The organism is Psychrobacillus sp. L4 (genome assembly GCF_042944905.1).
Lineage (GTDB): Bacteria > Bacillota > Bacilli > Bacillales_A > Planococcaceae > Psychrobacillus.
Genome location: NZ_CP168496.1, coordinates 1,689,728 through 1,702,793 on the forward strand (window position 1 = coordinate 1,689,728; position 13,066 = coordinate 1,702,793).

The 13,066-nt window shown below is 34.6% G+C and carries 11 protein-coding genes; 9 read left to right on the forward strand and 2 right to left on the reverse strand.

Features of this window, described 5'->3' with window-relative positions:
- Positions 1-150 precede the first annotated feature (150 nt).
- Entirely contained in the window at positions 151-1,962 is a 1,812-nt protein-coding gene (gene pepF / locus ACEPXG_RS07935; RefSeq protein WP_391209121.1) for an oligoendopeptidase F, read from the reverse strand.
- 440 nt (positions 1,963-2,402) lie between these two features.
- On the opposite strand from pepF, the gene ACEPXG_RS07940 reads away from it, so the two are divergent.
- The 9 genes from ACEPXG_RS07940 (at position 2,403) to ACEPXG_RS07980 (ending at position 12,576) form a co-directional block, all read left to right on the forward strand.
- Positions 2,403-3,578: an ABC transporter substrate-binding protein gene (locus tag ACEPXG_RS07940; protein WP_391209124.1), complete on the forward strand. Its 1,176-nt coding sequence runs from the start codon at positions 2,403-2,405 to the stop codon at positions 3,576-3,578.
- Positions 3,579-3,667: 89 nt separating this feature from the next.
- The gene (locus tag ACEPXG_RS07945) at positions 3,668-4,543 is read left to right on the forward strand and encodes a branched-chain amino acid ABC transporter permease (protein WP_391209126.1); all 876 of its coding nucleotides are present in this window, start codon (positions 3,668-3,670) and stop codon (positions 4,541-4,543) included.
- A 13-nt stretch (positions 4,544-4,556) separates the two neighbouring features.
- Positions 4,557-5,507, forward strand: coding sequence for a branched-chain amino acid ABC transporter permease (locus tag ACEPXG_RS07950; protein WP_391209129.1), 951 nt, complete (start codon positions 4,557-4,559; stop codon positions 5,505-5,507).
- The gene (locus ACEPXG_RS07955) at positions 5,497-6,285 is read left to right on the forward strand and encodes an ABC transporter ATP-binding protein (RefSeq protein ID WP_391209131.1); all 789 of its coding nucleotides are present in this window, start codon (positions 5,497-5,499) and stop codon (positions 6,283-6,285) included. Before ACEPXG_RS07950 ends, ACEPXG_RS07955 begins: the two co-directional genes overlap by 11 nt.
- Entirely contained in the window at positions 6,278-6,985 is a 708-nt protein-coding gene (locus ACEPXG_RS07960) for an ABC transporter ATP-binding protein (RefSeq protein ID WP_391209837.1), read from the forward strand. Before ACEPXG_RS07955 ends, ACEPXG_RS07960 begins: the two co-directional genes overlap by 8 nt.
- A 107-nt stretch (positions 6,986-7,092) precedes the next feature.
- Positions 7,093-8,634, forward strand: coding sequence for a sensor domain-containing diguanylate cyclase (locus ACEPXG_RS07965; RefSeq protein ID WP_391209133.1), 1,542 nt, complete (start codon positions 7,093-7,095; stop codon positions 8,632-8,634).
- 117 nt (positions 8,635-8,751) lie between these two features.
- Positions 8,752-9,603, forward strand: a complete 852-nt coding sequence (gene efeO, locus ACEPXG_RS07970) for an iron uptake system protein EfeO (protein WP_391209135.1) — start codon at positions 8,752-8,754, stop codon at positions 9,601-9,603.
- 5 nt (positions 9,604-9,608) lie between these two features.
- On the forward strand, positions 9,609-10,880 hold the full coding sequence (gene efeB / locus ACEPXG_RS07975) for an iron uptake transporter deferrochelatase/peroxidase subunit (protein WP_391209139.1): 1,272 nt from the start codon (positions 9,609-9,611) through the stop codon (positions 10,878-10,880).
- On the forward strand, positions 10,858-12,576 hold the full coding sequence (locus tag ACEPXG_RS07980) for an FTR1 family iron permease (RefSeq protein ID WP_391209141.1): 1,719 nt from the start codon (positions 10,858-10,860) through the stop codon (positions 12,574-12,576). Before efeB ends, ACEPXG_RS07980 begins: the two co-directional genes overlap by 23 nt.
- A 45-nt stretch (positions 12,577-12,621) precedes the next feature.
- On the opposite strand, the gene ACEPXG_RS07985 is transcribed toward ACEPXG_RS07980, so the two are convergent.
- Positions 12,622-12,993 (reverse strand): hypothetical protein, encoded by a 372-nt coding sequence (locus ACEPXG_RS07985; RefSeq protein WP_391209143.1) that lies wholly within the window; start codon positions 12,991-12,993, stop codon positions 12,622-12,624.
- Positions 12,994-13,066 lie beyond the last annotated feature (73 nt).

Consider the following 13,066-nt stretch of genomic DNA (forward strand, 5'->3'; position numbering starts at 1 on the left):
CATAAGATTACCGAAAAAAGAGGATGGAGAAGTGACGCAGTCACTTCTCCATCCACAAAAATTCCCTTGTTAATAATGTAGCTGATGTTTCGTCCAAAGTGCTATGGAAACGGTGAAGACGGGATGCACTTAAAGGACGCTTGCGTTTTCTTACTTACTGTCAATTTCCTCTGTAAGTGATTCTAGCTCATCTATTAAAGTGCCGATATAAGCAATCGTATCTCGCAATGGTTTTTCAGTGGTAATATCCACTCCAGCCATTTTTGCAAGCTCTATAGGCGATTTTGTGCCACCGGCTTTTAATACTTCGGTCCATTCATCTACCGCAACTTGTCCCTCATCTAAAACTCGCTTTGAAACCTGCGTAGAAATTGTCAAACCAGCACTATATGTGTAAGGATACAAGCCCATATAGTAGTGAGGTTGTCTCATCCAAGTTAACTCTGCACCTTCTGTAATTTCTACAGCATCTCCCCAAAACTCTTCTAATACACTTCGTTTATATTCATTTAAAATAGGTGCATTAACTGGGAGTCCTTCGTCAATTCGTTGGTAAACTTTCCGTTGATACGCTGCCTCTAGTAAATGTGTAACAAAGTTATGGTAGTACGTTCTAGCAACGATAGAAGAAATAACCCATCGTTTAAATTTAGGGTCATTTGAGTTTTCCAATAAATGATTAGCTACGAGCATTTCATTCATAGTTGATGGCGCTTCGATAAAATATAAGGAAGGGCGAGCATTGAATATATTTTGTTCTTTATTTGCGTGATAGAAGTGACCAGCATGTCCTAGTTCATGTGCAAGGACGAAAACCTCATTCATTCTACTTGACCAAGATATTAATATATAAGGGTGATTTCCATAAGGACTAGAACAAAATGCGCCAGTAGATTTACCTGTATTTTGGGCGAAATCGATCCAACGTTCCTTATATGAGCGTTCCACCATCTCTAGATATTCTTCCCCCATAACACCAAGAGCATCTTCGATATATTTTTTTGATTCTTCGATGGTGATTTTTGGTTCGTATGATGGGTCCAATGAAATTTTCAAATCGGCAAAGGTCATTCTATCTAAACCATGCACTTTTTGAAGAAGCTTTGCATATTTACGCATATGCGGTGCGAGCTCTTTCATGATTAGATCGATTTGGCGATCATATAATGTGCGGTCGACTTCTTGATTTAACAATAAGTAATCGAAAATAGAATTGTATCCTCTTAAATCCGAAGTCGTTTTTTCTATTTGTAAATGCATATCGTATGTTTTTGCTGTTGTATGCTGGTATTCTTTGAGTTTGCTTGAAAAAGCGTTAAAAGCTGACCGTCTTACATCTGTGTCGGATTCGGCTTCCCAATCATTTTCAAATAATACATAGCTTAATGGATAAGAGTATCCGTTTACTTCGAAATTTTCAAAAGAAGTGTCTAACATTTTCGTTGTATCATACAACTTATAAGGTCCATTGAATGTAGAAGAAAAAGCTGCGAGAGTTTTTTCTACTTCTGGATGCAGTTGATACTGTTTTTTGATAATAAGTTTTTGTAAGTAGTTTTGATATGAAGGGCTAATGTCAATTGCTTCTTGCAAAACCTCATTTGGTAGTTCTACTAGTTCACTATTCAAGAATGATAACCTACTATTAACTTTTGCAGAAAGGGAAGCAAATTTACTTCCTTGTAGCTGTGCTTCTGTGTTCGTTTGGTCTGTACTTAGAGATAGACTAGCGTATGTTCCGCTAGGGACTAGTTTTTCAAAAATAGAAGCATAATCTTCTAATGCTTCCAATATAATCGCAGGATTATCAATTTTTCCTTTGAATTTTTCTTCAAAGATATTTACTTCTTCCTCTATTTCTTTTAAAGATGTATTAAAATCTTCTTCCGATTCAAATAAATCCTTCAAATTCCACGTTTCTTCTATTGGTACTTCAGATCTACTTGGTAAACTTTTGACCATTTTTACCTCTCCTCTTTATTACGGATATCGAACTATTATCTAGTATATATAAAAGTTATAGAAAAGTAAAAACAATCATATAATAATAAGTTTTCAAGTATTTGCAAATCTAATAAGTGAGAATAATAGATTGAACCGTTTTTAATAAATTAAACAATATTATCTTAAATATCGGAAGTCGTATATTTAGTCTCTCTAAATTTCCAATAACAGAGTGATACCGAGGTCTTTAGCATTGAAACATAAGATTACATTAGTTAGTTATCTGAAATTTAAAAATTAAAACAAAAATTAGTATAGACTGAATTAAAACTTTGTTTTACAATGAGATTGTTCTAAATAATAAATTGATAGTTTCTAAGGCGAACTAATTTAGAAAAAGAAAAGTAGTGTAGCTTATATTTTTAGAACTATCGAACAATGACAATGGGGGTAAATTTATGAAGACAAAGAAGTTTGCATCACTTTTTCTTGCAACAACTCTTTTAACGGGTGTTCTTGCAGGATGTTCAAGTGGAGATGAAGGTAGTTCAAAAGATGGGGACACGATTAAGATTGGGGCCAATCTTGAGCTTTCAGGTGGAACAGCATCATACGGTTCATCCGAAGCAGAGGCTATCGATTTAGCTGTAGAAGAAATCAACGCAGCTGGTGGTATTGATGGTAAAAAGATCGAATTAATCAAGGTTGATAATAAATCAGACGCAGCGGAAGCGACAAGTGGTGCCATTAAACTAACTAGTCAAGATAAAGTTACTGCTATTATTGGAGCAGCAACAAGTGGAAACTCTGTTGCACAAGTGCAAATTGCTACTGATAACAAAACACCAATGATCTCTCCTTCTGGTACTAGTACAACTGTAACGGTAGGAGAAGACGGTAAAGTGAATCCTTTTACATTCCGTACTGCATTTATTGATCCTTTCCAAGGAACTGTAGCTGCGAACTTTGCTGCTAATGACTTGAAAGTGAAAAATGTAGCGGTATACGCGGATAATGCAAGTGATTATGCGAAAGGTCTTGCTTCATCTTTCATTAAAGACTTTGAAGCTGCTGGAGGCAAAATTGTTGCAAAAGAATCGTATGTAGCAAAAGATACTGATTTCCGTTCAACTCTTACGCGTATTAAAGCTGCAAATCCAGACTTCATCTTTATCCCTGGATATTATGAAGAAGTTGGATTAATCGTTAAGCAAGCTCGTGAATTAGGAATTACAGTTCCGTTAATGGGTGCTGATGGTTGGGATTCACCAACTATCGTTGACTTAGCTGGAGCAGATGCGCTCAATAATACGTACATTATTACTGCATATTCTTCAGAAGATCCAGATGGTTTAGCTAAGTCATTCGCTGAAAAATTTAAAGCAAAATATGGTAAAGAACCAAACTCATTTAATGCATTAGGATATGACACAGTTTACTTATTAAAAGATGCAATTGAACGTGCTGGTTCTTTAGATGGAACTAAAATTAGAGATGCTATTGAATCTACAGATAACCTTGAATTAGTTACAGGATTATATTCTGTTGATGAATATCATCATCCCATTAAATCAGCTATTGTTATTGAGTTTGTTGATGGAAAACAAGTATTTAAAACAAAAGTTAATCCATAAGATTAGCAAGCAATATGTCGGGGGGGATAATGCCCCTCCTTTTCTATTTCTAAACGTATAGAAATTTTCAACTAAAGGAGTGAAACTTTATGGAATGGATTCAGCAATTAATAAACGGTATTTCACTCGGAAGTATATACGCATTAATCGCGCTTGGTTACACAATGGTTTATGGAATTATAAAATTAATTAACTTTGCACATGGTGATGTGTTTATGGTTGGTTCTTTCATTGGATTTTATTCGATTACTGTATTTGGACTAGGATTTTTTCCAGCATTAATCATATCGATGGCAGCATGTGCGTTATTCGGTGTCATCATTGAGCGTATAGCATATAAACGTCTAAGAAATGCAACTCGAATTGCCGCTCTTATTACTGCGATCGGTGTATCGTTGTTAATCGAATATGGTGTTATTTATGTTAGAGGGGCCCAACCAGAAGCGTATCCGGATGTATTTTCAAATCGCTCATTTGAATTTTTGGGTGCTCATATTAGTATACAATCTATTCTGATACTCTCCGTTTCTGTTGTTTTAATGATTTTATTGCAATTTATCGTTCATAAAACGAAAACGGGTAAGGCAATGCGTGCAGTTTCTCATGATACAGAAGCGGCGAAATTAATGGGTATTAATGTTGATAATACTATTTCTGCTACTTTCGCAATTGGTTCTGCTTTAGCAGGGGCAGCTGGTGTTATTTTTGGTGTTTATTATACAAAGATTGATCCGCTAATGGGAGTTATTCCAGGAGTGAAAGCATTTGTAGCTGCTGTTCTTGGTGGTATTGGAATAATCCCTGGAGCAATGGTGGGTGGATTGGTACTCGGAGTTGTTGAAACGTTTGTTAGTGCGCTAGGTTTCTCGTTATGGAGAGATGCTGCAGCATTCGTCATTTTAATATTAATTCTGATTTTCAGACCATCTGGAATCTTTGGCAAAAATACACGAGAGAAAGTGTAGGTGATACATAATTATGAAAAAGTCAAAACAGTTTTGGCCATTTGTTATTGCGGCGGTATTAGTTTATGCAGTTGTACAGGTTCTAATTTCAAATGGACTAATGAATCAATTTTATTCTAATACACTAATTTTAATTTCCATTAACATAATTTTAGCAGTCAGCCTACATTTAGTAATCGGTATTACAGGGCAATTTTCGATAGGGCACGCTGGATTTTTAGCAATAGGAGCTTATTTATCTGCCATAGTCACGATGAAATTACATCTTCCCTTCATAGTAGCAATTTTAGTTGGTGGAATTGTAGCTGCATTAGCTGGATTAATTGTTGGTATTCCAAGTTTAAGATTAAAAGGGGATTATTTAGCAATCGCTACTCTTGGTTTTGCTGAAATAATTCGAATTGTTTTCTTAAACGTTGATTATGTTGGCGGTGCAGCAGGAATGCAGGTAACTCATTTAACAACATGGACATATGCATTTCTATGTTTAGTAGTTACTATTATCGTAATAGTAAACTTTACAAATTCTCGTCATGGTATTGCAGCTATTTCTGTGAGAGAAAACGAAATTGCTTCAGATGCAATGGGTATAAACACTACTTATTATAAAGTAGTAGCATTTGCGCTAGGCTCGTTTTTTGCTGGTGTAGCTGGTGCTCTATATTCACATAACTTTTACATCATTCAACCAAGTCAATTCGGCTTTTTAAAGTCGTTTGATATTTTAATTTTCGTAGTACTAGGTGGACTAGGGAGTCTTTCAGGTGCAGTTCTTTCTGCAATTTTGCTGACAGTTGTTTCTACTTATCTTCAAGGATATCCGGAGACTCGAATGATTATATATAGTCTTGTGTTAATCTTAGTTATGTTATATCGACCAAAAGGATTAATGGGTACTATGGAGATTACAGATTACTTCAAATTATGGAGAACGCCAAAAGGAGGCGGTCAACATGGCAAATAAACCTTTATTAGAAGTAAAAAATGCAGGAATTCAATTTGGTGGATTAAAAGCTGTTCAAAATTTAAATATGGTATTAAATCAAGGGGAATTAGTTGGTTTGATCGGACCAAATGGTGCAGGGAAAACTACAAGTTTTAACTTACTAACAGGCGTATATGAGCCGACAGAAGGGGACATCTTATTCACTGGAGAACGTATAAACGGTTTAGCACCATATAAAGTTACTAGAAAAGGGATAAGCCGTACGTTTCAAAATATTCGACTGTTTAATGATTTATCTGTGTTAGACAATGTAAAAGTTGCCTATCATTCACTTGCGAAACACTCTATTTTAAGTTCCGTTTTACGTTTGCCATCACATTTTAAAGGCGAACAAGAAATGGAAGAAAAATCAATTGAGTTTCTAAAAATATTTAGCCTAGACAAATACAAAGATGAGCTTGCAAAAAATCTACCTTATGGTCAGCAACGGAGATTAGAAATCGCTCGTGCATTAGCTGCTAGTCCGCAACTTCTTTTGCTTGATGAGCCAGCTGCTGGCATGAATCCTCAGGAAACGAAAGATTTAATGGATTTAATCGCGTTTATACGAAATAAATTCGATCTAACAATACTACTTATCGAACATGATATGAATTTAGTTATGGGTGTTTGTGAAAGAATTTATGTACTAGATCATGGTCAACTTCTTGCTGAAGGATCACCAGAAGTGATCCGTAACCATCCTAAGGTTATTGAAGCATATTTAGGGGAGGAAGTTCACGTTGACAATGCTTAAAATTGAAAATATAGATGTGTTTTACGGTAATATCCAAGCGCTAAGAGATGTTACTATTGAAGTTAATGAAGGAGAAATTGTGACCCTTATCGGTGCCAATGGAGCTGGAAAAAGTACACTACTGAAAACAATTTCGGGACTTCTAAAGCCTAAAAAAGGAAAAATAGAATTTTTGAGTAATTCAATTTCGGGTAAACAAGCCCAAACGATTGTAAAATCAGGTATCTCTCACGTTCCGGAAGGCCGTCGTGTATTTGCGAATTTAACGGTTGAAGAAAATCTAGAATTAGGGGCCTTTTTACGAAAAGACAAAGCGGGAATTCATTCGGATATGCAAAAGGTTTACGAGATTTTCCCTAGATTATTAGAGCGGAAAAAACAACATTCTGGTACTCTTTCAGGTGGTGAACAACAAATGCTCGCTATGGGTCGAGCAATTATGGCAAAACCAAAGCTTGTATTATTAGATGAACCTTCGATGGGTCTTGCACCATTAATGGTTAAAACGATTTTCGAAGTGATAAAAGATATAAATCAAGATGGCACTACTGTTTTACTAGTAGAGCAAAATGCCAATATGGCATTGTCTGTTGCAAGTCGGGGTTATGTAATTGAAACAGGCCGAGTAGTACTTTCAGGTTCAGCAAATGATCTACAAACAAGTGAAGAAGTCCGACAAGCATATTTAGGTGGACATTAATAAGAAAAGCTTTCATTAGGTTAATATAACTTAGTGAAAGTTTTTTTATAGTTCCAATGACTTGTTTGATGGTATAATGTATTCATATGCTTTTTTTTGGAGGAATTATGATTAAAACGCTTAGATTTTGGATACTTACCCTTATTTCTTTTTCATTAATTGCAATATTAATAAGTTCATTTTTTTCAAGTTATATAGTAACAAAGAAAAGTTTAATAGAAAATTCTTTAAAGCAAAATGAAGTATACTCCTTAAAACTTGCACAACTTACTCAAGAAGTTTTTGAGTCGATGCAAGCAAATTTAGAAGCAAGAAAACCGGATGTAATTGAACATATTGATGACCCAGTGGAGCTTACCAAAATATTAGATCAGTTATTGATTAGTGGTAAAAACTTTAATTCACTTTCTGTTATAGGAAGTGATGCCGTAGCAATAGCTACCTCGCCGAACATAGGAATTGCTGGTAACAAAATAGAATCGCCCGGGGTACTTGAAGCACTAAGCAAAAAAGCAAATATTATTACTAGTCCTTATAGAGCCGTCACTGGTAGACTACTAATTTTAGTTTCAACTCCGTTATTTGATGATAAAAATAACTACCTTGGAATGTTAAATGGCACTATTTATTTGGAGGAAGAAAATTTCATTAAAGATATCTTGGCAAAGCACTTTAATGAAGATGGTTCCTATGTATTTGTAGTAGATAAAGAAGGAACTTTAATTTATCATCCAGATACTAATAGAATTGGTGAAAATGTTAGAGAAAATAAAGTTGTTCAAGATTTAATGAAAAAGCAATCTGGTGCAAAAGAAATTTTCAATACGCAAGGACAACGTGTACTTGCAGGATTTTCTTTTATTGAAGCAAGTGATTGGGGCGTTGTTTCACAAACTCCTTACAAGAGTAGCTTGAATCCTTTAAGTGGTATTATGAAAAAAATGTTTTTCTATACGATGCCTTTTATCCTTGTATTTTATATTTTGGCTTTCTTGTTATCTGAAAGACTTGCTTCTCCCTTGAAAAATTTAGCCTTATTTACGATGAACTCAAATTCGGAAGAAACCTATGAAAAACCTAAAATTTCAACTTGGTATTTCGAGGCAAAACAACTTTCCGAAACAATCGAAAGGTATCGCAAAAAGCAAGAAGAAACTTTAGCTGATTTTAAACATCAATCATTAACTGATTCTTTAACCGGACTTAGAAATAGAAGATACTTAGAACTATTATTTGCAGATTTACTCGAACAAAATAAGCGATTCTCTATGATTATGATTGATATAGACCATTTCAAAAAAGTAAATGACGAGTTTGGTCATTCTGCTGGAGATGAAGTGTTGAAATTTTTGGCAAATCGAATGACGTCTATTTCGATTGACAAAGCAATCTGTATTAGATTTGGTGGAGAAGAATTTCTGATTGTAATACCGAATGGATCCATTCAAGAGGCGTACATAATGGCAGAAAAGTTAAGAACAGATATAGAGATGAGCATACCACCTACAAATAGAAGAATAACTATTTCTTCAGGAATCGGTGAATATGTTTTAAAGGAAGAAAGCTTAAGTGACTTTATACATCGAGTCGACGAAGCTTTATACGATGCCAAATCACAAGGGAGAAATAAAACCGTTTTCTCTAAATAGTTGAATAATAAATGGTTTTAGTATAAAAGCTAAAGCCATTTTTTTGAGAAGTTTATTGACATTTAACTGAAAATGATTATCATTATTAGAGAGAGATATAAAGAAAGTAGGATATACATGAAAAAAACAGCTATTATTACTTCATTGATTGCAACTGGTATTTTACTAACTGGTTGTGGAAACTCAACAGAAAACTCAAATGTAGTAGATAAATCAACCAATAAGACGGTTCAATTAAACGAAGAATTAGAAAGTTATAAGTCATTTGCCATTGATCAGATAGATCAATTTGTTACCGAAACAGAGAAATTTGTAAATGCAGTAAAAGCTGGAGATATTGAAAAGGCGAAAGAAATTTATCCAAACGCACGCATGTTCTTTGAACGTTCTGAACCGATCGCTGAGAGTTTTGGAGATTTAGATCCACGGATCGATGCTAGACTCGCGGATTTAGAAGATGAAGGAAAAACGAAAAAGGATTGGTCAGGCTATCATAAGATTGAATACGGATTGTGGGTTGAAGACACGACAAAAGGTTACGAAGAAGTAGCAGATCAGTTATTAAAAGATGCAAAAGAACTTCGTGCACGTGTTGAAACAGTTGAGGTTACACCTGATCTAATGATTACTGGTGCTGTTGATTTGTTAAATGAAGTTTCTACTTCTAAAATCACTGGTGAAGAAGAGATTTATTCTCATACAGATTTGTATGATTTTAAAGCGAATATTGAAGGTGCAGAAAAGATATTCACGATATTAAAAGATCAAATCAGTGGGAAAAATGCAGATTTAGTGAAAGAATTGGAACAAAAGTTTGCTAATATTAACAACCTTTTGGCGAAGTATGAAGATGGGAACGGTGGATATATTTCATACGAAAAACTGACAAATGAGGATACAAAAGTACTTTCTGAAGCGGTTAATCAATTGGGAGAACCTTTAAGTCAAATAGGAATTATTCTGGAGTGATATAGATGGATACAAAGCAAACAGAATCATTTTCTAATAAGAAAATGAATCGAAGACAAATGCTAAAGTTAACCGGAGTAGGTGCTGCTGGGGTTTTGATTGGTGCAACCGGATTTGGTTCTGTTGCTAATTCGCTAGGCTATTCAGTTGTAGAAGATAATTTGTCAGTTTCAAATAAAATTCCGTTTTACGGTAAGCATCAATCAGGTATTCATACGGAAGTTCAACAGCATATTTACTTTGCCTCGTTAAATGTCATTGCAACATCTAAAGAGGAGTTAAAAGAATTATTTAAAATGTGGACTCCAATGGCTGTAAAAATGATGAACGGCGAAGAAATTGGGGAGCCGACTACTAATTATTTTGTTCCGGCTAAAGATACCGGAGAGGCGGTTGGCCTTTCTGCTTCTAATTTAACGTTAACTTTTGGAGTAGGCACAAGTCTTTTCGAGAAATCAGAACTTGGTTTGGAAAATCTTAAACCAAAAGAATTAGCACAATTACCTCACTTTCCAAAAGATCAGTTGGATGAAAATTTTTCAAATGGTGATTTATGTATTCAAGCTTGTGCAGAAGATCCACAAGTTGCTTTTCATGCTGTTCGAAATCTTATTCGTGCTGCATCAGGAAAAGTCACGTTAAAATGGACCCAAGCAGGCTTTAATTCATTTCCACAAGGAAATAAAAAAAATACTCCTAGAAATTTATTTGCTTTTAAGGATGGCACTGGAAATCCAGATGTGAAAAATATAAAAGAGATGAATGAAGTTGTTTGGGTTCAACCAAATGATTCAGTTTCATGGATGACTGGTGGAACCTATTTAGTTGCAAGAAAAGTTCAAACGCATTTAGAGACTTGGGATCGTACAGCATTAGGCGATCAGGAAGCAACTTTTGGGCGTCATCGAGATAGCGGTGCCCCGCTTGGGAAAAAAGGCGAACATGAAGATATGGAGCTTTCTCGAATTGATTCGAACGGTAAGCCAGTTGTCCCAATTACTTCTCACGTGCATTTAGCTAAACAAGTAAAGGATCGTTTGTTAAGAAGATCATTTTCTTATTCAAGTGGAATAGATCCGAAGACAGGTATATTTGATGCAGGGCTTCTATTTATTTCCTTCCAAAAGGATCCAAAGCAATTTATTAACATACAAAATAGTTTAGGTCGTGTAGATAAATTAAATGAATATATTACCCATCGAGGCAGTGCAATTTTCGCTTGTTTCCCTGGTATTCAAAAAGGGAGTTTTATAGGTGAATCACTTTTTAAAGCATAAAATATCTATTGTATTATGTGTAGTTTGCATATTATTTGTCGTGCGTTCAGTGCCTGCTCAAGCTACTACTACAGTTGGTGAATTGTATATTACGATTAGTGATGCCATTATGGAATCCAAAAATGAAGAAAATACAAAGGCTAAAGACGCACTTAAATCATTTGAGAAACAATGGAAAGAAATGAATGTTCCGGATAGTGAAGCAGTTAAACAAATTAATGATGCTTATACTCGTGCATTTAAATCTAAAAACGCAGATGAGCGTTTAGCAAATTTACAACAACTTGCAAAAGGTTTAGCTGCACTTGAAAAAGAACAAAATCCTGTAGACGAAAAAATGGAACGAACAAATTTTGGCGCAAAAATTCAACCAGCAATTGATAAAATGAATGACATTATTGTTACTAATGATAAAGATGCTATTTTACTAGGATACTCCAAGTTTTTAGCTTCTTGGAAAAAAAATGAACGTCCAGTTAGAGAGTTGAATATTGCAAGTTACGGAAAAATAGAAACTCAAGTAGCTTTTATGCGAATTACGTTAGCAGAAGACAAATTGGATGTAAACCAACTTCAAGGACAGTTTAATGCATTAATTAAAGCAATAGATGACTTTGTTGCTAATAAAGAAATGCAGGGTACTACCGGAAATTATTCTTTAGCTACCCTTGTTGGTTTACTGAAAGAAAGTAAGTATCAAATTAACGAAGGATCTTTTGATGAAGCTGCAAATGAATTATTGAAGTTTATTGAAATTTGGCCAAACGTTGAAGGAGATATACGGACAAAAAATGCAGGACTTTATACGAAAATAGAAAGTAATATTCCTCTTCTCGTAAGTGATCTTTCAAAAGACTCAGTTGATAAACAGAAAGTAACTAATTCAATTAATTCATTTATTCAAGAGATTGAATTAATGCAAACTACTTCAGACTATACTTATTGGGATTCTGCCTTAATATTACTTCGTGAAGGTTTGGAAGCATTACTCATCATTATCGCATTGCTTGCTTTCTTAAAAAAAGCAAACCAAGGCAATCAGAAAAAGTGGATTTATTTAGGGGCATTTGCAGGTTTGGTTGTGAGCGCAATTGCTGCTATTATTCTTTCAAGTATTCTACAATCGGTTTCTGCGGGAACGAGTCGGGAATTGATGGAAGGATATGTAGGGTTAGGTGCTGCAGTCCTAATGATAGGAGTCGGGGTTTGGTTACATAATAAATCTAGTATTACCGCGTGGAATAAATATATTCAAACCCAAATGAATCATGCAATTTCTACCAGTAGTATCTTATCGATGGCATTTGTCAGTTTTCTATCTGTATTTAGAGAAGGGGCAGAAACAATTATTTTTTATGCAGGTATTGCTCCAAAAATGTCTACGCTTGAGTTAAGTATTGGTATCCTAATTGCTTTGGTTATTTTAGTTGTTTTTGCTGTTGTTTTAATGAAAGTAAGCGGAAAGATACCGATTCATAGATTCTTTATCGTAGCGACTATACTAATTTATATTTTGGCATTTAAAATTATAGGAGTTAGCGTGCATACTTTACAACTAAGAAGTGTAATTCCAATGACAACCGTGGATCATTTATCCGTCATTAGTTCCATTGGCTTTTATCCAACATGGGAAACGATTATCCCACAATTTTTATTAATTGGTGTTGTTATTTGGAACTTTCTTCGGAAGAAATAAAAGAAAGAAGTTTTTCTCGCTAACAAACGCGGAAAAACTTCTTTTTTACTTGTTTTTTTTCACGAGAAACAGGATACCTTCTATAATAAGACCGATAACTAATCCAAATGAGGTAAATATAAACAAGGATAGAATTCCAACTAAGTCCCCCCATCCTTCCTTCCCGGAAATAAAGGAGCGGAAAAGTTCGATAAAACCGATCAGTAATCCAGTTGTAAAAATATAATACGCTATTTTCAGTTTATAAAATAACAAAGCACCAGCAAGAGTTCCTACTAAAACAGAAATGATTGCAAATGCAATGAAATTTCTGATCACTAAATCTTGGCCTAACACATATTTAACACCAAAAATTAGTAAAAATAATGATATGATAATAGTGATTCCAGCAATTCTTCCATAATTTTTTAACAACATTATCGCCTACTTTCCTATATCATCATACTGGAAATTATGCGATATTCCAATAAAGTAAACATTAAAGGGGATG